This window comes from Nocardioides sp. zg-1308 (assembly GCF_013155375.1).
Lineage (GTDB): Bacteria > Actinomycetota > Actinomycetes > Propionibacteriales > Nocardioidaceae > Nocardioides > Nocardioides renjunii.
The window spans coordinates 428239-449060 of the sequence record NZ_JABJQY010000004.1 but is presented as its reverse complement, the minus strand read 5'-3'; the positions used below and the strand labels follow the sequence as shown (position 1 = coordinate 449060).

14 protein-coding genes and 1 pseudogene are annotated in these 20822 nt (G+C 73.2%); 9 read left to right on the top strand and 6 right to left on the bottom strand.

Annotated features, from left to right (window positions below; genetic code table 11):
* The first annotated feature begins 37 nt into the window (after nucleotides 1-37).
* Nucleotides 38-790, top strand: a complete 753-nt coding sequence (locus tag HN031_RS17050; protein ID WP_172272874.1) for a class I SAM-dependent methyltransferase — start codon at nucleotides 38-40, stop codon at nucleotides 788-790.
* Nucleotides 787-2886: pseudogene (locus tag HN031_RS21675) on the top strand (alpha-(1->3)-arabinofuranosyltransferase family protein); the annotation flags it as partial. The gene HN031_RS17050 and the pseudogene HN031_RS21675, both read left to right, overlap by 4 nt.
* Nucleotides 2887-4811: 1925 nt before the next feature.
* Here HN031_RS21675 and HN031_RS21670 read toward each other — a convergent pair.
* Complete coding sequence (locus HN031_RS21670) at nucleotides 4812-6083, bottom strand: acyltransferase (protein WP_253943492.1); 1272 nt, start codon at nucleotides 6081-6083, stop codon at nucleotides 4812-4814.
* 50 nt (nucleotides 6084-6133) lie between these two features.
* On the opposite strand from HN031_RS21670, the gene HN031_RS17040 reads away from it, so the two are divergent.
* Nucleotides 6134-6865: a trans-aconitate 2-methyltransferase gene (locus HN031_RS17040; protein WP_172272868.1), complete on the top strand. Its 732-nt coding sequence runs from the start codon at nucleotides 6134-6136 to the stop codon at nucleotides 6863-6865.
* An 84-nt stretch (nucleotides 6866-6949) separates the two neighbouring features.
* Nucleotides 6950-7939, top strand: coding sequence for a DUF3068 domain-containing protein (locus HN031_RS17035; RefSeq protein WP_172272865.1), 990 nt, complete (start codon nucleotides 6950-6952; stop codon nucleotides 7937-7939).
* A gap of 52 nt (nucleotides 7940-7991) precedes the next feature.
* Here HN031_RS17035 and HN031_RS17030 read toward each other — a convergent pair whose 3' ends face one another.
* The 3 genes from HN031_RS17030 to HN031_RS21125 all read right to left on the bottom strand — a co-directional run bounded on the left by HN031_RS17030 (nucleotide 7992) and on the right by HN031_RS21125 (nucleotide 12273).
* Nucleotides 7992-9191, bottom strand: coding sequence for a GDSL-type esterase/lipase family protein (locus tag HN031_RS17030; RefSeq protein ID WP_172272862.1), 1200 nt, complete (start codon nucleotides 9189-9191; stop codon nucleotides 7992-7994).
* A gap of 145 nt (nucleotides 9192-9336) precedes the next feature.
* A complete protein-coding gene (locus tag HN031_RS17025; protein ID WP_367650799.1) occupies nucleotides 9337-10176 on the bottom strand; it encodes a class I SAM-dependent methyltransferase in 840 nt (279 codons plus the stop codon).
* An 81-nt stretch (nucleotides 10177-10257) separates the two neighbouring features.
* Nucleotides 10258-12273 carry an Ig-like domain-containing protein gene (locus HN031_RS21125; RefSeq protein WP_216652522.1) on the bottom strand — a complete coding sequence of 672 codons (2016 nt, stop codon included), beginning with the start codon at nucleotides 12271-12273 and terminating at the stop codon, nucleotides 10258-10260.
* A 210-nt stretch (nucleotides 12274-12483) separates the two neighbouring features.
* On the opposite strand from HN031_RS21125, the gene HN031_RS17015 reads away from it, so the two are divergent.
* The 3 genes from HN031_RS17015 to HN031_RS17005 all read left to right on the top strand — a co-directional run bounded on the left by HN031_RS17015 (nucleotide 12484) and on the right by HN031_RS17005 (nucleotide 16334).
* Nucleotides 12484-13374, top strand: a complete 891-nt coding sequence (locus HN031_RS17015) for a phosphotransferase (protein WP_172272859.1) — start codon at nucleotides 12484-12486, stop codon at nucleotides 13372-13374.
* Nucleotides 13375-13893: 519 nt separating this feature from the next.
* Nucleotides 13894-15375: a 30S ribosomal protein S1 gene (rpsA, locus tag HN031_RS17010; protein WP_172272856.1), complete on the top strand. Its 1482-nt coding sequence runs from the start codon at nucleotides 13894-13896 to the stop codon at nucleotides 15373-15375.
* 116 nt (nucleotides 15376-15491) lie between these two features.
* Nucleotides 15492-16334, top strand: coding sequence for a patatin-like phospholipase family protein (locus HN031_RS17005; protein WP_172272853.1), 843 nt, complete (start codon nucleotides 15492-15494; stop codon nucleotides 16332-16334).
* A gap of 89 nt (nucleotides 16335-16423) precedes the next feature.
* Here HN031_RS17005 and HN031_RS17000 read toward each other — a convergent pair whose 3' ends face one another.
* Nucleotides 16424-16582: a hypothetical protein gene (locus HN031_RS17000; protein WP_172272851.1), complete on the bottom strand. Its 159-nt coding sequence runs from the start codon at nucleotides 16580-16582 to the stop codon at nucleotides 16424-16426.
* 94 nt (nucleotides 16583-16676) lie between these two features.
* Between HN031_RS17000 and HN031_RS16995 the strand changes: the two genes are divergently transcribed.
* Nucleotides 16677-17627, top strand: coding sequence for a GlxA family transcriptional regulator (locus HN031_RS16995; RefSeq protein WP_172272848.1), 951 nt, complete (start codon nucleotides 16677-16679; stop codon nucleotides 17625-17627).
* A gap of 31 nt (nucleotides 17628-17658) precedes the next feature.
* Entirely contained in the window at nucleotides 17659-18936 is a 1278-nt protein-coding gene (locus HN031_RS16990; RefSeq protein ID WP_172272845.1) for an aminotransferase class I/II-fold pyridoxal phosphate-dependent enzyme, read from the top strand.
* Between the two features lie 18 nt (nucleotides 18937-18954).
* Here HN031_RS16990 and HN031_RS16985 read toward each other — a convergent pair whose 3' ends face one another.
* Complete coding sequence (locus HN031_RS16985) at nucleotides 18955-20790, bottom strand: ABC transporter ATP-binding protein (protein WP_172272842.1); 1836 nt, start codon at nucleotides 20788-20790, stop codon at nucleotides 18955-18957.
* Nucleotides 20791-20822 lie beyond the last annotated feature (32 nt).

Sequence of the window (20822 nt, the reverse complement as noted above, 5' to 3'; positions counted from 1 at the left end):
GAGCTCGCGGCACCCGGCCATCGACTACAGTCGCCGCGTGCCGCAGCAGTCCGTCCCACCATCCTCGGCCTGGGCACCCACGCTGCGACGCTCCGTCCGGCTCTTCCGCGCGTTCCGGCTCGAGCAGACCCGGCCCGACGTCTTCTACGGCGCGCTCGCCGAGGACTCCGTCGGGCACCTGTCGGAGTACGCCGACCTCGCCGGGAGCCGGATGCTCGACGTCGGAGGTGGCCCGGGCTACTTCCGGCGGGCGTTCGAGGACGCGGGAGCGACCTACTTCGCCCTCGACGCCGACGCCGGCGAGCTCTCCGGGCTCGGCGAGATCTCGCCGAGGACGGTGCTGGGCAGCGGCATGCAGCTGCCCTTCGGGGACGGCACGTTCGACGTCTGCTACTCCTCCAACGTGCTCGAGCACGTGTCAGAGCCGTGGCGGATGGCCGACGAGATGGTCCGGGTGACGCGACCTGGCGGCATCACGTTCATCTCCTACACCGTCTGGTTCGGCCCGTGGGGCGGGCACGAGACGGCTCCGTGGCACTACCTCGGCGGGCGCCGCGCGCGCCGCCGCTACCGGCGTACGCACGGGCACGAGCCCAAGAACAGGTTCGGCGAGTCGCTCTTCGCGGTGACGGTCCGCGCAGGCCTGGACTGGGCGCGCGAGCAGACGGACGCCGAGGTCCTCGACGTCGTCCCCCGCTACAACCCGCGGGCCGCCCGCTGGCTGACGTACGTCCCGGTGGTGCGCGAGGTCGTCACCTGGAACCTCGTCATCGTCCTGCGCCGGCGATGAGCCCACCGACCACGAGCAGCCCGACGGCGATCACCTGGCGGTTCCGGCTCGTCGCGTGCTGCCTGGTCCTCGTGGCCCTCGCCTTCTCGCAGCGCCCGGGACGCATCGTCAGCGACACGAAGTTCGACCTCGTCGCCGACCCCGGCGCGATGCTCGGGCGGGCGCTGCACATGTGGGACCCGTCGGGTGGCTTCGGGCAGATCCAGAATCAGGCCTACGGCTACCTCTTCCCCATGGGGCCCTTCTTCTGGCTCGGCGATCTCCTCACGGTGCCCGGGTGGGTCGTCCAGCGGACGTGGTGGTCCCTGCTGCTGGTGGTCGCCTTCCTCGGCGTCGTCAAGCTGTGCGCCGCGCTGGACCTCGGGTCGCCGACCAGCCGCATCGTCGCGGGCTTCGCCTACGCGCTGTCGCCCCGCATCCTGACCACCATCGGCCCCATCTCCATCGAGGGCTGGCCGATGGCGCTGGCACCGTGGGTGCTGGTGCCGCTCGTCCTCGGCTCGCGGGCCGGCTCACCGCGGCGGGCCGCGGCGCTCTCGGCGCTGGCGGTCGCGGCGGTGGGCGGGGTGAACGCGGCCGCGACCTTCGCCGTCATCCCGCTCGGCGCGGTGTGGCTGCTCACCCGCTCCGCGGGGCCCCGGCGCCGGGCGCTGATGACGTGGTGGCCGCTCCTGGTGGTCGCGGGCACCGCCTGGTGGCTCGTCCCGCTCCTCCTGCTCGGTGCGTACAGCCCGCCGTTCCTCGACTTCATCGAGACCGCCTCGATCACGACCTTCCCCACGACGCCGTTCGACGTGCTCCGCGGCACCTCGCACTGGGTCCCGTACGTCGACTCGACCTGGCGCGCGGGCAACGACCTCGTCTCCACGGGCTACGTGGCGCTCAACGGCGCAGTGCTCGTCGTGCTCGGGCTCGCGGGCATCGCGCTGCGGGGCAACCCGCACCGGCAGTTCCTGGCCCTCGGCACGTTGCTGGGCCTCGTCCTGGTGTCGCTGGGGCACTCGGGCAGCGTGTCGGGATGGTTCGCCGCCGACGAGCGGTCCGCGCTCGACGGCGTGCTGGCGCCGCTGCGCAACGTGCACAAGCTCGAGCCGCTGGTGCGGCTGCCGCTCGTCCTGGGGCTGGCGCACCTGCTCGCTGCCGCCGCAGCACGCGTGCGGTCCGCTCCGCCACGGTCGTTCCGCGAGCGGCTGGAGGACGGCGACCGCGTGGCGTACGCCGGTGTGCTGGCGCTGAGCGTCGTCGCCGTGGCGGGCGTCGCGAGCCCGGCGCTCGCCGGACGCCTGGCGCCGGCCGACGACTTCGAGGCCGTCCCCGGCTACTGGGAGCGAGCGGTGTCGTGGCTCGGCACGACCGCCGACCGCGACCCGGACGGGACGACCGCGCTGCTCGTGCCCGGCTCCAGCTTCGCCACCTACCTGTGGGGCACCCCCGAGGACGAGCCGGCACAGGCCTACGGCGTCGCCGGGTGGGCGGTGCGCAACGCCGTGCCGCTCGCGCCGCCGGGCAACATCAGGATGCTCGACGCCGTCGAGGCCCGCCTGGCCGCCGGCCGGCCCTCGCCGGGCCTCGCCGCCTACCTCCGCCGGGCCGGGGTGGGGCGGCTGGTGGTGCGCAACGACCTGCGTGCCTCCGACGACGTCCCGCTCCCGGTCCTGGTGCACCAGGCGATCGAGGGCTCACCCGGGCTCACCAAGGTCGCCGAGTTCGGCCCGGACGTCGGCGGGCCGGTGCGCCTCGACGAGGACGACGAGGAGAACGACGAGGAGGCCGACGAGGAGCGGCCGCGCCGGGTGGTCGTGGACGGGGGCTGGCACGCCGACTACCCGGCCGTCGAGGTCTACGAGGTGGCCGGCGCCGGAGCGGCCGCCGGAAGCCCGGCCCCACCGGTGGTGGTGGGCGGGCCGGAGGACCTCCTCGACCTGCTCGACGCCGACCTGCTGGGCGACGAGCCCGCGGTGCTCGCGCTCGACGCACCGGACGGGCCCGACGGCGGTGGGCTGGTCCTGACGGACGGGCTGCGCCGTCGCGAGGCGACCTTCGCCCGCGTGCACGACGGCCGGTCGGCGACGCTCGCCCCGGACGACGACGGTCGCAGGGGTGCGCCGGCGCGCGAGTACGTGCTGGAGGACCAGGCCCGCTGGGAGACGACGGCGCAGGTGCTCGGGGCGCGCTCGGTCGACGCGTCCGGGTCGCGAGCCTTCGCGGACACCATCGGCCCGGTGCTGCCGGAGACACTGCCGTACGCCGCCTTCGACGGCCGGCCGGAGACGGCGTGGGAGTCGGGGATCCCGCGCAGTGACGAGGACCCCTGGGTGCGGGTGGTCCTCGAGGAGCCCCGCGAGGTCGGGCCGGTGACCGTCGTCGCCGGCGAGACCCAGGGTGACGACGCGACCTCCTTGGTGGTCGAGACGGAGGCGGGCACGTCCGAGGCCCGGACGCTGCTGCCGGGGGAGTCGGTCACGCTCGTGCCGCCGGCGGGCCCGACGTCGTGGATCCGCGTCGCGGCGGCCCCGAGCGACGGTCCCGCGAAGGGCCTGTCCATCGCCGAGGTGCGCGTCCTGGGGCTCGACCTCGACCGGACCCTCGTGCTGCCGGAGGTCCCGGCCGGGTGGGGCGCACCCGACCACGTGCTCCTCGCGGCGCCCACCAGCCGCGGCGCCTGCGTGGAGGTCGGGAGCGACGTGCGGTGCGCCCCCGGACGGCAGCGCCCGGACGAGGACGGCGGTGTCATCGACCGGACGGTCCGCCTGGGCACCGGCGCCGACTACGAGGTCTCGGTCGGCGTGCTCCCGGTGGCCGGCGACGCGCTCGAGGGACTGCTGCAGCGCAACCAGCTCGTCAACGTGACGGCCTCCTCGACGGGTGCGCCGGACGCTCGCGCCTCCGCGGTGGCCGCGATCGACGGGGCCGGTGGCACGACGTGGATCGCCGACGTCGACGACCCGGCCCCGACGCTCACCCTCAACTGGATCGTGAAGCGTCCCGTGCGTGCGATCGAGCTCGGGCTCGACCGCGAGGCCGCGGCCGCCCCGGCCACCCGCGTCGAGCTCGTGCACGACGCCGGACGACAGACCGTGGAGCTCGACCCCGACGGCTATGCCCGGGTGGAGCCATTCCGCACCACCCGCCTCGAGGTCCGGGTCCTGGACTCCGCGCGGGCCGGGACCCGGTCCGCCTTCGGCGGCATCGACCCGGTGGGGGTCGGTGTGAGCGAGCTGCGGGTGAGCGGCGTCGGTCTGCTGCCGATCGAGCTGCCGGAGACACCGGTGGACATCGGCTGCGGGTTCGGTCCCGCGCTGCGCGTGGGCGGCGACATCTACGCCACCAGCGTCACCGCCTCCGCCCGGCAGCTGTTCGACGGCGAGCTCGTGACCGCCCGCGCCTGCGGGCCTGCGACGGTCGGCCTCGGGTCGTCGACCACGCGGGTCGTCAGCACGCCCGCACCCGCGTTCCGGCCGGTGCGGGTGGTCCTCAGCCGGCCCGGGGCCGCGGCGCTCGGGACCTCCCCGTCCAGCGCCACCCTCCGGCCCACCTCGCCCGTGACCGCCGGGCTGGCGCTGGAGGACGCGGACGCGCCCTCGGTGGCGGCGCTGCACCAGAACGTCAACGCCGGCTGGCACGCGCGGCTCCCCGACGGCGAGGAGGCGGCGGACCTGACCGTCGACGGGTGGCAGCAGGGCTGGCGGGTGCCGGCCGGTACCGACTCGCTGGACCTGCGCTACGGCCCGGACCGGACCTACCGGGCGGCGCTGCTCGGCGGCGCCGCCCTGCTCCTCGTCCTGCTGCTCGGCGCCGTGGTGGTGCCGCGCCGCGGCTCGGCGGCGCCTCCCGTGCGCACCGCGGTGGCGGGATGGGTCGTCCCGGTCGCAGGTCTGCTCACCCTCGGCCTGGTCGCAGGGTGGCCGGGCGTCGGCTGGGGCGCCCTGGGCGCCGGTCTCGGCCTCGTCGCCCGCACGCGCTTCCCGGCAGCCGTCGTCGCCCTCGCCGCCGGGGTGCCCCTGCTCGCGGCCGCCGGCGTCTACTGGTTGCGGCCGCTCGGCTCGGAGGACGGCTGGGCAGGGGCGCTGCTCGCCCCCCAGCTGCTGGTGGCCCTGTCGCTGGGCGCCTGGCTCGCCGCCGTGGCGGCCCACGGGGGACGGATGTCGCGCAGCCGCTGGGAGGGTCGCTCCACCACCCGGTGAAGCACCTCGGAGACGGCGACCGAGGCGAGGAGCGTGAGCGAGAACAGCTCCAGTCCACGGCCCTCGAACAGCGGCATGTCGCGCCACTCGGTGATCAGCTCGAGCAGCAGCAGGTGCACGCAGAAGATCCCGTAGGACAGGTGCCCGAGGTGGCGGAGCACGGGACGCGACAGCACCCGGGCGAAGCGCCCGTCGGCGGGCGCGAAGACGCCCGGCAGGACGATGAGTCCCGCGACGGCGGCGTACAGCAGGTTCTTGGTCAGCGCCGCACCCAGCGTCGGGGGAGTCAGGTCCGCGGGCCCGGCGACGGGCGTGGCGGCGACGGCGAAGAGGGCCGCGGCCGAGAGCCAGCACAGGCCGGGTGACCGGCCCAGCTCCAGGACCAGCACGGTCAGCCGGTCCCGGGCGCCCCGGTCGCGGTGGCGGGCCCGCGTGACCGTCCGGGCGAGGACCAGGCCGACCGCGAACCACGTGAGGTAGGACGGCAGCCAGAGCCGCATCATCGTGTCGCCCGTGTCCAGGCGCACCGACAGGTCCAGCAGCCAGACGACGGTGGTCGCCACCATCGCGAGGACCACGGGGGCGAGGCGGGCACGCCCGGGGCGTCCGTCCCGGCGGGGGAGGGCCAGCCACATCAGGGCCGGCAGGACGACGTAGAAGGCCACCTCGGTGGCCAGGCTCCACATCTGGGTCAGGCCGTCGGGCAGCTGGTCGTCGACGTAGATGTCGGCCAGCAGGAGCGTCGAGGCCCACTGGCCTGGCCCGGCGTCGTCGTTGCCGGGGAGCAGCGACAGGGCGGCGACGGCCGTGATGACGTAGACCGGCGCGAGCCGAAGGGCGCGCTTCCACAGGTAGCGACCGGTCGACGGCGCCGGCCGTCCCGTGCGGTGCCGCTCGAACCACGGCAGGGACAGCAGGAACCCGGACAGCACGAAGAACACCGCCACGCCCACGTCGAGCCGCGCGAGCGCCCAGCCCCACACCGGCTCGGAGTAGTCGCCGGCCCAGAAGGCGGCGTGCGTGGCGAGGACGGCGATCGCGGCCAGGGCGCGCAGCGAGTCCAGGACGGGGAACGTCGTCGCGACGCTCGAGTCGTCCGGGCGCTGCATGGAGCGATGATCGCACGCGGTGCCGCGCCCGGCGGCACTATCGTGCGCGCATGCCGCTCCTGCGCCGTGTGGTCGCCGTCCTGTCCCGCCTGCTCGCCACCTCCCGCGACCGCGGTGTCGTGGACGTCCTCGGCTCGTCCACGCGGTGGGGCTGGGGGTGGCTCACCGGGGGACCGCGGGCGCGCCGCGCGCCCGGCGGCTTCGGCTGGGACGGACGGACGCTGCCCTACTTCGTCCACGGCTACCACTACACCTGGCTCAACGAGCGCGCCGTCGAGGTGGCCCTCGCGCTGGACCTGCTCGAGCGGCACCCCGGAGCCGAGGTCCTGGAGGTCGGCAACGTGCTCGGGCACTACGCGGACGTGTCGCACGTCGTCGTCGACAAGTACGAGCAGGCGCCCGGCGTCCTCAACGCCGACGTCGCCGACCTCGACCTCGGCAGGACCTTCGACCTCGTGCTGGCCATCTCCACCCTCGAGCACGTGGGGCTCGACGAGGACGACCTCGACCCGGCCAAGCCCGCCCGGGCCATCGAGCGGCTGCGGGCGCACGTCAGGCCCGGGGGCCGGTTGTGGATCACCCACCCCGTGGGCTACAACCCCTCGCTGGACGCGCAGCTGCGATCGGGCGAGATCCCGTCGAGCCGGATGCGCGCGCTGGTGCGCGAGAGGCACCGCAACAGCTGGCGGGAGGTGGTGCCCGAGGAAGCCTGGGGGACGCCGTACGACCGGCTCCTCTACACCGCCCACGCGGTCGTCGTGGTCGAGATCGACGCGCGGTGAATTTGCCTTCGAAGTTGGGTGCCACGTAGGTGACTGGCTGGTAACGTGCGCGCGTCACATGAGCCGAACGAGGGAGCACCAAGAGTGAGCAGGAAGCTCGGAGTCATCTTGACGGGGGTGGGCGTCTTCTTCCTCGCCGTGGCCTTGCTGGCGAGGTTCTACGCCTACGACCGCCTGGCTGTGGTCCCGCTGGACCAGGACACGGTCTCGGTGTCCGAGGGCCCGGACGCCACGATCTTCGACATCGCCAGCCAGCAGGAGATCACCGTCGACCTGGTCTCCACCCGCAACGTCGTCGGTGACGTCGAGGCCTCCGAGGAGGCCAGCGACGAGCTCGGCCGCGACATCGCCGTGTGGGAGACGCTGGTCTACACCGACGAGCCCGGCGCCGAGGTCAGCCCCGACGACCCGCCGCGCTCCGGCAGCCACGACCGCGTCGCCTTCGACCGGCACACCGGCGAGACCGTCAAGTGCTGTGACACCTTCACCGCCACCACCGCCGACGACCGCGGCGTGGAGGTCAAGGACACCATCGGGTTCGAGGGCCTCTACTTCAAGTTCCCCTTCCAGACCGAGCAGAAGACCTACCAGTTCTGGGACGGCTCGCTCGGCGAGGCTCCGGACATCGAGTTCCAGGAGGCCGAGACCATCGAGGGGCTCGAGGTCTACCGCTTCGAGCAGCAGATCGCGCCGTCGACCGTCGGCAACATCACCGCACCGGCGGCGTTCTTCGGCATCGACGAGGAGGGCGACGTCACCCTCGACCGCGTCTACTCCAACACCCGCACGCTGTGGATCGAGCCGGAGACCGGCGTGATCATCCGCGGCCAGGAGGACCAGCTCACCGTCGCCGAGTACCAGGGGGAGGAGGTGGCCACGCTCACCGACGTCGTCATCGGCTACAACCCCGACACCGTCTCGGAGAACGTCGACACCTACTCCTCGCTCGCCACCCAGCTCAAGATCGTCCGCATCTGGCTGCCCATCGTGGGCGGCATCCTCGGCCTGCTGCTGCTCGTGGCCGGGATCGCGATGATGGCCCGGCAGCGCAACCGTCCGGCGCACACCGCCTGACGAGGAACCACCCACCCCACCCGCACAGCGGTCGGGGCGACGGCCGGCGGGATCACCCCGCCGGCCGTCCGCACGTCGTGGGGTCCGCGCCCCGCGCCGACGACTCGCGCCCGTCGTCGCGACCGTCCCCGTCCGTGTCCGCGTCGGCCGGATCGGTGCGCACGGTCCGGCCGTCGAGCAGCCGGTGCCCGGTGACCTCGCGCAGGTCGGCGATGCCGTCGCCGTCCGTGTCGCGCCGGAAGGGCAGGCTGCTCGTGCGCCGCCGGGCGACGGCGGGTCCCGAGCACAGGACGACCCGCTGCCGGACCACGTAGCCGCGGACCTCTCGGCCGTCCGCCATGCCGTCCCCGTCGCTGTCGGCGTCCCGCGGGTCGGTGCCGGTGCCGAGGCCGGTGACCGACAGTCCGAGCGCCTCGACGACGGTGGCGGCCAGCAGGGCGTGGCCGGCGTCGGTCAGGTGGACCCGGTCGGCGCCGACGAGGTCCGCGCGGTCCGCGCCGAGCGCGTCACGCTCCTCGAACGCGGCTCCGGCGTCGACGTACGCGACGCGGCGCAGGCCGAGGGCGGTCCCGCGCAGCGCCTCGCCGTACGCCGCCCACGCCTCGACGCCCACCTGGTAGCGACGCACCGGTCGGACCAGGACGTGGCACGGCGGACGGTCGCTGAGCGCGTCGATGCGTCGGATCGTGTCCAGCACCTGCGCCCGGTAGGCGTCCGCCGGCACGCGGGCGACGGAGTCGTTGGAGCCGATGAGGTGCACGACGCACGTCGGCTGCAGCTCGCGCACCGCGTGGGCGTGCGCGTCGGTGAAGTACGTCGCCGCGGTGGCGCCGCCGACACCGCCGTTGACGCCCTGGACACCGGGGGAGTCGTCCGGCCGTCGGGTGCTGCGCCGCAGGTCGCGGACCGGGGCGGGCGCCGTGCCCGACGGGAAGGCCCCCTGCAGGCGGGTGACGACCTGGTCGACGTAGCGGTTGCCGGTCGTGCTGGCGCCGACGCCGTACGTCGTCGACGACCCGAGGAAGAGCAGGCGCACGCTGCGGACGCCGCGCTGCGCGAGTGCGGTCGTCAGGGGGACGAGGTCGGGCTGGCTCAGGGCGCTGGCGCCCAGCTCGCGGCGGTCGGACAGGCCGTCACGGTCGCGGTCCGTCCGCGCCGCGGCGTCGCGCGACACTCCGGTGACGACCACCTCGCCGACCACCTCGCCGACCACCCCGTCGACGCGGCCGGCTGCGGGGGCGGCGACGGCCATGAGCATCGTGCATCCGGCCGCGGACATCACCAGCGCTCGGGCGGTCGTCCTCGTCCGTCGCGCGGCGAGGGGGTGACGAGGCGGACGGAGCACGGGGGCAACGTACCTCCCCGCGATGGTCGCGGCAGCCGGACGACCGGTCCCGTCACCCGGCAGGGAGGTCCCGGGTGTCCTGCAGGTGCGCCACGAAGATGGCGGTGCCCGGCGTGAGCGTCCCGCGGGTGCGTGACCAGCCGCCCCACACGCGGTCGTGGTGCTCGGGCCACTCGGGCTCGACGAGGTCGACCAGCCTGAAGCGGTGCGCCGCCAGCAGCCGCACCCAGTCGCCGAGGGTGCGGTGGTGCTCGACGTAGGACACGACGCCGGACGCGTCGTCGATCTCGACGTAGGGGGTGCGGTCCCAGTAGGACTGCGTCGCCGTCAGGCCCGGCTCGCCCGGGTCGTCGGGGAACATCCACCGCGTGGGGTGGGTGACGGAGAACGCGAACCGCCCGCCGGGGCGCAGCACGCGGGCGACCTCGCCGACCGCCCGGTCGATCTCGGCGACGAACTGCAGGGCGCCGAAGGAGCAGAAAACGATGTCGAAGCTGCCGGGGGCGAAGGGGAGGTCGGTCGCGGTCCCGTGCACGGACGGCACCCTGACCCCGGTCTCCTCGTCGAGGCGGAGCGAGTGCTGGAGCTGGCGGTGGGAGAGGTCGAGGCCGAAGCCGCGTCCGCCGTGGGTGCGCACCCAGCGCGAGCACTGTCCTGCACCGCTGCCCACCTCGAGGACGTCGAGGCCGCGCACGTCGCCGAGCACCCGCAGCTCGTCCTCGGTGTGCCCCTCGGGGCCCCAGACGAACCCGGCGTCGCCGAGGAACGCACCGTGGGTGGCCTGGTACTCGTCGGCGTAGCGGTCCCAGTCGGGCCCGTTGGCGGCGCGTGACTCCCGCTCGGAGACCGGTCGTCGCTCGACCCGCACCGACTGGGGTTCGTGATCGTGCACCCCCGGAGCGTAGAGGAGCCGGCGCACCGGACAGGAGCCTGTCCGGTGCGCCGGCGTGGTGCGGGGCGGGGCTGCGGCGTGTCAGCCGATGCCGGACGTCCCGCGCTCGCTGGCCGAGCGGCCGTTGCGCACCTGCGGGTCACGCGGGCCCGAGCGCCAGTCGGCCGGGTCGGCCTTGGCGCGGACCTCGGCGCCGTCGCGGACGCCACCCCGGTCGGTGTCGCACTTGGTCGGGTCGGTCTTGGCCTTGCCGAAGCGCTTGTTGGCCTTGCCGGTCGTCTCGACCTTGTCCTTGAGGCCGTCGCGGTCGGTGTCCTTCTTCGTCGGGTTCGACCGGGTCCTGCCGATGACGAAGCTGCCCTTGCGCGTCTTCACCTTCTGCTTGATCTTGTAGCCCGTGACCTCGCGGCCGTCGCTGAGCCCGTCCTTGTCGGTGTCCTTGCGCAGCGGGTCGGTGGTCACCGTGATGGACTTCCGGGCCTTCGTGCCGCAGACCTCGAAGCGCTCGCGGACCTGCACGCCCTTGACCTCGGCACCGTCGCCGAGCCCGTCGTTGTCGGTGTCCGCGTCGAGCGGGTCGGTGCCGTGGGTGGTGACCTCGGCGCCGTCGGTGAGCCCGTCGTTGTCGGTGTCCGCGTCGAGCGGGTCGGTGCCGTGGGTGGTGACCTCGGCGCCGTCGGTGAGGCCGTCGCCGTCGGTGTCCGGGTTGTTCGGGTTGGTGCCCTCGGCGGTCTCCTGACCGTTCGGCAGGCCGTCACCGTCCGGGTCGGTCGGGTCGGGCACGACGGTGAAGGTCACCGAGTCCGAGCCGCTCGCCGTGCCGTTGTCGTCGGTCTGGGTCGCGGTCACGGTGTGCGGGCCGGCGCCGAGCGGCGTGCTGGGCGAGCACGACCAGGTGCGGTCCTGCCGCACCACCGCCGTGCACAGGACGGTGTCGCCCTCGCGGACGGTCACGGTCGCGCCGGGCTGGCCGGTGCCGGAGATCGCCGGCGTCGAGTCCGTCACGACCGCCCCGGCCGCGGGGGAGGTGATGTCCGGTGCCGCAGGGGCGCCCGACTGGGGACCGCTGTCGCACTCCACGCCGCCGCTGGGCGCGGTGGCGTCCACGGCCGACGGCGCGACGGCGAGCGACACGTCGGCGACCGTGATCCGAGGTGCCGGGGCCGGGAGGGTGATGACCTCGAGGTCGACGCGGAAGAGGGCGTCCAGCGTCGCCCTGCCGGTGGCGCCGGCGGACTGCTGGGTGGGCTGGAACGCGGTGATCGTCAGGTCGACGAGCGCGTCGAGGCCAGACGGGAGCGCGATGGTGCGCGGCTGGCTGTTGAGCGGGATGGGGATCTGGTTGCCCTGGATCGTCGCGACGACGGTGGGCGGGCTGGCGTAGCCGGCGGAGCCCGTCGTCCCGTCGGAGCGCGCCTGGAGGACGACGGGGTTCGTGACGTCGACGGTGACCAGACCGCCGAGCAGCTCGACGTCGCCCACGGTGGTGGTGGCGCTGGAGAGGACGTCCGAGCCACCGACGCCGTCGTCGACGAGGTAGGTGCCGGTCCGGGTCTCGGACGCCTCGACGTCGACGAGCGCGCCGCTGACGCCGGGGAGGAACGCCGGGATGGTGCCCACGGTGCTGCGCGCCAGCGTCGTACGCGACTGGGACAGCGTGCGGGTGCCGTTCACGCCGGGCACGCAGGAGTCGCCGCCGGACCACGCGGCCTGCGTGTCACCCTGCACGAGGCCGATGTCGGCCAGCGGGGCCAGCGGGACGGGCGCGAGCGTCTCCGGCGCCGGGTCGCTCGACGGCGGCGCGGTGGCGGTCTGGGAGTCGGTCTGGATCGGCACGTTGCCGAAGAGCAGGTCGGCGTCGAGGTTGGACGACGTGGCGGTGGAGCTGCCGCTGCCGCTGGCGGCGCTGGTGACGGCGCTCCGGCTGTGCCCGATCTCGACGTCCGCGACCGACCCGGGTGCGAGCGGTGCCAGGAGGTCGGCGCTCAGGTCGACGATGTCCGCGTGCGCGGAGCCGGAGTACGCCGCCGGCAACGGCGCTGCCGACGCGGGCGCTGCGGTGAGTCCCAGGAGCGATCCCGGGAGGACGACGGCCATGGCTGCGAGCGACGCCGTCGTGACCCGGCGCGAGTGCCGGGGTGGGTGTGTGTGATGCATCTGTGCCCCCTCATGTAGTGGCGTCGAGCGGATTCTCGGGAAACCCACGCGACGGATACCTGCGATCAAACGGATCAACGACGAAGCCACGCAGAGGTAACACAAAGGTTCCCCGTAGGGGTGAGACGCGCGTCGTGCCACGATCAGCGGGTGAGCGACCTCGAGCTGTCACTGGACCCCTTGGCGGGCGGCCACTCGGGCCGGACCTTCCTCGGAGAGGTGGGTGGCGAGCGTGCGGTCGTGCGCATCTACCCGCCGGGCGACGGCCGTGGCTCCGCGGCGCCGGAGGTCGACCGGGCGGTGCTGCGCCTGGTGCGTGGACTGGTGCCGGTGCCCGAGGTGCTCGAGGCGAGGCGGGAGGACGCGGCCTCGGGGCTGCCGGGCCTGCTCGTGACCGCGTACGTGCCGGGCGAGCGCGGTGACCTCGTGCTGCCCGGCTTGGACGAGGACGGCACGCGCCGGTTCGGTCGCTCGATGGGCCGGGTCGCCGGCACGCTCGCCGGGATGCCGATGCTGCGCCCGGGACCGTTCGTGGACCCGGACCTGTCGGTCGGCCGCTTCCCGGGCGACGACCTGGGGGAGTGGATCGAGTCCCGGCTGCCCGGCTGGCCCCAGGGACGACGAGCCAGCCTCGTGGAGGCGGCGGGGCCGGCCCAGGACGTGCTCGACACCGTCGGTCGCACCTGCGTGGTGCACAGCGACCTCAACCCCAAGAACGTCCTCGTGGACCCCGGCACGCTCGAGCCCACCGCCGTCCTCGACTGGGAGTTCGCCCACGCCGGCCACCCGTGGACCGACGTCGGCAACCTCGTGCGGTTCGAGCGCCACCCGGCGTACGTCGAGGCGGTGCTGGAGGCGTGGACGGGCCTGCGGGGCGGCAGTCCTGAGGAGCTCCTCGCCGGCGCCCGTGCCGCCGACCTGTGGGCGCTGATCGACCTGGCCGCGCGTGTCGGGACGAACCCCGTCGCCGATCGCGCGGACGTGCTGCTCCGGGCGATCGCGGAGACCGGCGACCTGCACGCGTGGCCGTTCGGGGACTGACCCGGGCAGCACGCGGCCGTGCTCCCGGCGGCGGTGGGCCACCGGGAGCACGGGTCCGGTCGGATCAGGTCGGGGTCAGCCCATCCCCGCCGGGAGCGGGTCGCTCCCGTCGGCCCGGCCGAGCGGCCGGCGCGGGCCGGACCTCACGTCGGACGGGTTGGACTTGGCCTTGGCTCCCGTGGTCGATCAACGACATACCCACAAATAGGTAACACGGCGCATCGCCGCTGCAGGTCGGAACCCCGGAATCCGGTGCACGTCACACGGGCCGAGGAGGGTGCCGGGGCCGACGTCGTGCGGGCGTGCGCCGAGCGTGGCGTGAGCGTGCCGCCCGGTTGGACGCGGACGGTCGGACCCGCGTACGCTTGGGAGTTGCGCCACACGTCTGCCCGGCTTCCATACCGAGCGAACCCCGGCTCGCCGTGCCCCTGTCAGTGACCCGTCACCGATGAGAGGCCAGTGAAACAGACGGTTGCGCGCGTCCGCACGACTCCACCCATCCAAGGAATCACTTCCCATATGACGAGCACGCTCTCCACTCTTCCGGACTACGACGCCCCGCAGGTGGCTGTCAACGACATCGGGTCCGAAGAGGACTTCCTCGCCGCTATCGACGAGACCATCAAGTACTTCAACGACGGTGACATCGTCGAGGGGACCATCGTCAAGGTGGACCGCGACGAGGTCCTCCTCGACATCGGCTACAAGACCGAGGGCGTCATCCCGTCCCGCGAGCTGTCGATCAAGCACGACGTCGACCCCAACGAGGTCGTCACCGTCGGTGACAAGGTCGAGGCCCTCGTCCTCCAGAAGGAGGACAAGGAAGGCCGCCTGATCCTGTCCAAGAAGCGTGCTCAGTACGAGCGTGCCTGGGGCACCATCGAGCAGGTCAAGGAGGAGGACGGCGTCGTCGAGGGCACCGTCATCGAGGTCGTCAAGGGCGGCCTCATCCTCGACATCGGCCTCCGCGGCTTCCTGCCCGCGTCCCTCGTGGAGATGCGTCGCGTCCGCGACCTGCAGCCCTACGTCGGCCAGACGCTCGAGGCCAAGATCATCGAGCTCGACAAGAACCGCAACAACGTGGTCCTGTCGCGCCGTGCCTGGCTCGAGCAGACCCAGTCCGAGGTCCGCCACGGTTTCCTCACCCAGCTCCAGAAGGGCCAGATCCGCAAGGGTGTCGTGTCCTCGATCGTCAACTTCGGTGCCTTCGTGGACCTCGGTGGCGTCGACGGCCTGGTCCACGTCTCCGAGCTGTCGTGGAAGCACATCGACCACCCGTCCGAGGTCGTCGCCGTCGGCGACGAGGTCACCGTCGAGGTCCTCGACGTGGACATGGACCGCGAGCGTGTCTCCCTGTCGCTGAAGGCGACGCAGGAGGACCCGTGGCAGCACTTCGCCCGCACCCACCAGATCGGCCAGATCGTGCCGGGCAAGGTCACCAAGCTGGTGCCCTTCGGCTCGTTCGTCCGTGTCGAGGAGGGCATCGAGGGCCTGGTGCACATCTCCGAGCTGGCCGAGCGCCACGTGGAGATCCCGGAGCAGGTCGTCCAGGTCAACGACGACGTCATGGTCAAGATCATCGACATCGACCTCGAGCGTCGCCGGATCTCGCTGTCCCTCAAGCAGGCCAACGAGACGTCCGCCGCCGCCGACGTGGAGGAGTTCGACCCGACCCTCTACGGCATGACCGCGACCTACGACGAGCAGGGCAACTACGTCTACCCCGAGGGCTTCGACCCCGAGACGGGCGAGTGGCTCGAGGGCTTCGACGAGCAGCGCGCGACCTGGGAGGAGCAGTACGCCAAGGCGCACGCTCGCTGGGAGGCGCACGTCAAGCAGCAGGAGGAGGCCAAGCAGGCCGAGGTCGAGGCCGGCGAGGCCACGTCCTACTCCTCGGGTGGCGACACCGAGGTCGAGACCGGTGGCGACACCGGCGGCTCGCTGGCGTCCGACGAGGCGCTGCAGGCGCTCCGCGAGAAGCTCACCGGCGGCCAGGCCTGATCGGCTGACCCCCACGCACGACCGCACGACACGACGGCCCGCCGGGATCACCCGGCGGGCCGTCGTCGTACGCCCGGGTGGGCCGCGGACGTGGACGGGTCGGCTAGAACTGGCACATGACTGGACGTGGAACGTCGGCCCTGGTCCTCGGCGGCGGAGGCATCACCGGCATCGCGTGGGAGCTCGGGATCCTGCACGGGCTGGCGGAGGCGGGGGTCGACCTCACCGGTGCCGACGTCGTGGTCGGCACGTCGGCGGGCTCGGTCGTCGGCGCCCAGCTGGGCAGCGGCCTGTCGCTCCCCGGCCTCTACGCCTCACAGCTCGAACCGCCGGACGCCGAGCTCGGTGGGCGGCTCTCCCGGATCGCCGCACTCAAGCTGGTGCCGCCCTACGTCCTCCCCGGCAGCGGTCGCGACAAGCTCGCCCGGGTCGGCCGGGTCGCACGTGCCGCGCACAAGCCGGGCAGCGTCGACCGCGAGGGCGTGATCCGCTCGCGGCTGCCGGTCCACGACTGGCCGGACCGGGACCTCCGGATCACCGCCGTGGACACCGACAGCGGGGAGTTCACCGTCTTCACCCGCGAGTCCGGCGTCGACCTCGTCGCGGCCGTCGCCGCGAGCTGTGCCGTGCCGACGGTGTGGCCGCCCGTCTCGATCGGCGGCCGCACCTACATGGACGGCGGCATGCGCTCCACCGCCAACGTCGACGTCGTCGCCGGTGCCGAGCGAGTGGTGGTGCTCGCCCCGCTGCCCAGGGCGTTCAGCAAGAACACGTCCATCCGGGCGCAGATGGAGAAGGTGGCGCCCCGCGCGTGGTCGGTCATCACCCCCGATCCCGAGGCGCTCGCCGCCTTCGGCCGCAACCTGCTCGACCCGGCCAAGCGGGCTGCCGCGGCCGAGGCGGGCCTGCGCCAGTCAGGGGACCTCGTCGACCAGGTCCGCGGCGTCTGGGCCGCCTGAGCACCGAGCCACTGGACGACGAGAGGCCCGCCGGGGATCTCCGGCGGGCCTTCGGGGTCGTACGTCACGCGGGTGCGGACCACGCGTGGTCAGGAGCGGTGGACGAGGTGGCCGCGCTCCTCGATGAGGCCGAGCTCATCGAACGGGTGGCTGGTGGACGAGGGGCCGGCGAACCGGTCGTGACGGGCGTAGCTGACCAGCAGCGAGACGAGGGCGGCCAGGACCAGAAGGACGATGATCGTGTTCATGGCAGTAATCCTCCGCTCATCCAGTTCCTGCCACCAGTGGCAGGAATGACAGAGTTAGTTGATTTACTGCCACGGGTGGTGCAGGGTGGGCCGCATGAAGAAGATCGTCGCGGTGGTGCAGGACGGTGCTGAGCCGTTCGGGCTCGGGTCGATGTGCGAGGTGTGGGGCGAGCCCTACCACCCCGACGACGACAACCCGGTCTTCGACTTCCTCGTCGCCACCCCGCGTCCCGGACGCGTGCGGGGCGCCACGGGATACGACCTGCACGTCGACCACTCGCTGGAGGACGCGGCCGACGCGGACCTCCTCTGCCTGATCCCCAAGCGCGGCTACCTCGAGCCGTCCCCCGAGGTCGTCGAGCTGGTCCGGGCGGCCCACGGCCGCGGCGCCCAGGTCTTCGCCCACTGCACGGCCGCGTTCATGCTGGGGGAGGCCGGCCTGCTGGACGGGCGCCGCGCGACCACGCACTGGCGCCACGTCGACGAGCTCGCCACGCGCTTCCCGGAGGCGACGATCGACGGGAACGTGCTCTACGTCCAGGACGGGTCCATCGTGACCGGCGCCGGCTCGGCGGCGGGTCTCGATGCCGCGCTGCACGTGATGCGCCAGCACTTCGGCGCCAGGGTCGCTGCCACCACGGCCCGTCGCATGGTCGTACCTCCGCACCGCGACGGCGGGCAGGCGCAGTTCATCGCCCGCGCCGTCCCGGTGTGCGAGTCGGAGGCACTGGCGCCCCTGCTCGCCTGGATCAGCGAGCACCTCGGCGAGGAGCTCGACGTGGACACCCTGGCCCGGCAGATGCACATGTCGGCCCGCACCTTCGCGCGGCGCTTCAAGGAGGAGACCGGGACGACCCCCTACAGCTGGATCCTCGGCGAACGGGTCCGGGCCGCGCAGGAGCTGCTCGAGCAGACCGACCACTCGATCGACTGGGTGGCCGCCGAGGTCGGCTTCGGCAACGCCGCCACGCTGCGCCACCACTTCGGTCGCTCGCGCGGCGTCAGCCCCCAGGAGTACCGGCGCACGTTTCGGACGCCCGCCTGAGACGACCCCGCCGCTCGGTAGCCTTGCCCGTGTGAACGCGACTGCGCTGGCCGACCTGTCCGCCGACGAGCTCACCGCCCTGCTCGAGGAGCAGCGTGCGGCCTACGAGCAGCTGAAGTCGCGGGGCCTCAAGCTCGACCTCACGCGTGGCAAGCCGTCGGCCCAGCAGCTCGACCTGGCCGACGAGCTCCTCCGCCTGCCCACCACCACGAAGGACTCCGCCGGCGTCGACGTACGCAACTACGGCGGCCTCGAGGGCCTCGAGGAGCTGCGCGAGATGTTCGCCGAGCTCCTGTGGGTCGAGCCCGAGCAGGTCGTGGCCGGCGGCAACTCGAGCCTGACGATGATGCGCGACTGCCTGGTCTGGCTGGTGCTCTTCGGCGGCGTCGACTCCGAGCGCCCGTGGGGCCAGGAGGAGAAGGTGCGCTTCGTGTGCCCGGTGCCCGGCTACGACCGCCACTTCACCCTCCTCGAGAGCCTCGGCATCGAGATGGTGACCGTCCCGATGCGCGAGGACGGCCCCGACGTCGACGCGGTCGCCGCGCTCGTCGCAGACGACCCGACGTTCAAGGGGATGTGGGTCGTCCCGACGTACGCCAACCCGTCCGGCTCGATCGTCAGCCAGGACGTGGCCGCCCGGCTGGCCGCGATGCCGACCGCAGCACCGGACTTCAAGATCTTCTGGGACAACGCCTACGCGCTGCACCACCTGACCGAGGAGGAGGCGAAGAGCGCCGACATCCTCACCCTCGCCTCGGCGGCCGGGCACCCGCACCGTCCCCTCATGTTCGCCTCGACGTCCAAGATCACCTTCGCGGGCGCGGGGGTGGCCTTCCTGGCCGCCTCGACGGACAACGTCGCGTGGTACCTCGGACACCTCGGCAACGGGTCGATCGGACCCGACAAGGTCAACCACCTGCGCCACGTCGAGTTCTTCGGCTCGCCGCAGGGGGTCCGCGACCACATGGTCAAGCACCGCGAGATCATCGCGCCCAAGTTCGCCGAGGTGGACCGCGTCCTCACCGAGCGGCTCGGGGGGCGCGGCGTGGCGACCTGGAACACGCCCGCCGGGGGCTACTTCGTGAACCTCGACGTCGTGCCCGGCACGGCCAGCCGGGTAGTCGCGCTGGCCAAGGAGGCCGGCATCGCGCTGACGCCGGCCGGCTCGTCGTTCCCCCACAAGCAGGACCCGGACGACACCAACATCCGGCTGGCGCCGACGATGCCCCCGCTCGCCGAGGTCACCGAGGCGATGGAGGCGGTCGCGACCTGCGTCCTGCTGGCCGCCGCCGAGAAGGCGACCGCCTGACTGCTGGGTGACCCGGCCTCAGGCGGCGACGCGCTCGGCGCCGAGACCGCCGCGGACGAGGTCGGTGTAGCGCCCGCCCCGCAGCAGCAGCTCCTCGTGCGTGCCGAGCTCGACCACGCGTCCGCGGTGCAGGACGGCGATCTGGTCGGCGTTGCGGACCGTCGAGAGCCGGTGCGCGATCGTGATGGTGGTGCGGGTGCGGGCGACGTCCTCGAACGCGGCGAGGATCGACCGCTCGGTCTCGTTGTCGAGTGCGCTGGTGGCCTCGTCGAGGACGAGCACCGCGGGGTCGCGCAGGAGGGTCCGCGCAATGGCGATCCGCTGCTGCTCGCCGCCCGAGAACCGGTGCCCGCGGGAGCCGACAAGGGTGTCGTAGCCCTCCGGCAGGGACACGACGAGGTCGTGGATGCGGGCCTCGCGGCACGCCTGCTCGATCTCGGCGTCGGTCGCGTCGGGGCGCGCGTGGCGCAGGTTGTCGCGCACGCTCGCGTGCATCAGGTAGGTCTCCTGGGTGACCACCCCGACGAGGTCCGCGAGGTCGGCCTGGGCGAGGTCGCGCACCTCGACGCCGTCGATGGTGACGCGACCACTGGTTGCGTCGTGCAGGCGCGGGACGAGTGCGGCGAGGGTGGACTTGCCGCTGCCGGTCTCGCCGACCAGGGCGAGCGTCGTGCCCGCCGGGACGCGCAGGTCGATGTCGGTGAGCACCGGCCGGTCCTCGTCGTACGAGAAGCCCACGTGCTCGAGGCGGACCTCGCCGCGCGCGTCGGCGCGGGGGAGTCGGGCGGGGCTGGCCGGCTCGGCGATCTCGACCGGGAGGTCGGCGTACTCGAAGATGCGGCTGAACAGGGCGAGCGAGGCGGTGATGTCGACACCGACGTTGAGCAGGCCCATGAGCGGGCGGAACAGGTTGCCCTGCAGGGCGATGAAGGCGACCAGCGTGCCGATCGTCATCCCGCCGGAGGTCGCGGGGAAGCCGGCGGCGAGGTAGATCGCCGCCGGGACGGCGGCGAACACGATGTTCATCGTCGCCATGCGCCAGCGACCGGCCAGGCGGGAGCGGATCTCCAGGCCGACGAGGTCGGCGGAGGTCTCCTCGAACCGCGCGGTCAGGCGGGGGGAGGCGCCCAGGGTCTTGGTGAGCAGGACGCCGCTGACCGACAGGCCCTCCTCGATCTGCACGTGCAGGTCGGCGAGGCGGCGCTGGCGCTCGGCGGTGACCCGGTGCCGCATCCGGGCGACCTGGCGGGTCAGCAGCACGGCGGGCGGGAGGACGACCAGGGAGATGAGGGCGAGTCGCCAGCTCAGGGCGACCATGGCGACGGCGGTGCCGACCACCACGGTCAGGTTGGCGGCGATCGACGTCGCGGTCTGGGTCACGACGCCCTGCATGCTGCCGATGTCGTTGACCAGGCGCGACTGCACCTCGCCACCGCGGGTGCGGGTGAAGAAGCCGAGCGACTGGCGCTGGAGGTGGGCGAAGAGGTCGCTGCGCAGCCGGTGCATGACGCGCTGGCCGACGGCCGTGGAGAGCCACGTCTGGACGACGCCGATGACGGCGGTCGCGACCGCGACGCCGAGCATCGCCGCGATCAGGACCAGCAGGAGGCGTACGTCCTGGCGCGGCAGCGCCTCGTCGATGACGTGGCGCACGAGGAACGGCTGCGCGAGCCCGACGCCCGAGCTCACGACGATGAGGGCCACGACGACGGCCAGCGTGGCGCGGTGCGGGGCGAACAGCCGGGCGATCCGCCGCAGCGAGACCGGCGACTCCGACAGCTGGCGCAGGTCCGCGGGGTCGGGACGGCCGCGGCGCGAGCGGCCGGGGCCGCGAGTGGTGGAGTGGTCATCCATGCGACCAGCTCCTCTCTGGAGGTGGGACAAGA

Excerpts from the sequence above, each read along its gene's own strand:
- HN031_RS21670 (WP_253943492.1), bottom strand. The coding sequence starts at position 6,083 with ATGCAGCGCCCGGACGACTCGAGCGTCGCGACGACGTTCCCCGTCCTG.
- HN031_RS17040 (WP_172272868.1), top strand. The coding sequence starts at position 6,134 with ATGCCGCTCCTGCGCCGTGTGGTCGCCGTCCTGTCCCGCCTGCTCGCC.
- HN031_RS17030 (WP_172272862.1), bottom strand. The coding sequence starts at position 9,191 with ATGGCCGTCGCCGCCCCCGCAGCCGGCCGCGTCGACGGGGTGGTCGGC.
- HN031_RS21125 (WP_216652522.1), bottom strand. The coding sequence starts at position 12,273 with ATGGCCGTCGTCCTCCCGGGATCGCTCCTGGGACTCACCGCAGCGCCC.
- rpsA (WP_172272856.1), top strand. The coding sequence starts at position 13,894 with ATGACGAGCACGCTCTCCACTCTTCCGGACTACGACGCCCCGCAGGTG.
- HN031_RS17005 (WP_172272853.1), top strand. The coding sequence starts at position 15,492 with ATGACTGGACGTGGAACGTCGGCCCTGGTCCTCGGCGGCGGAGGCATC.
- HN031_RS17000 (WP_172272851.1), bottom strand. The coding sequence starts at position 16,582 with ATGAACACGATCATCGTCCTTCTGGTCCTGGCCGCCCTCGTCTCGCTG.
- HN031_RS16995 (WP_172272848.1), top strand. The coding sequence starts at position 16,677 with ATGAAGAAGATCGTCGCGGTGGTGCAGGACGGTGCTGAGCCGTTCGGG.
- HN031_RS16985 (WP_172272842.1), bottom strand. The coding sequence starts at position 20,790 with ATGGATGACCACTCCACCACTCGCGGCCCCGGCCGCTCGCGCCGCGGC.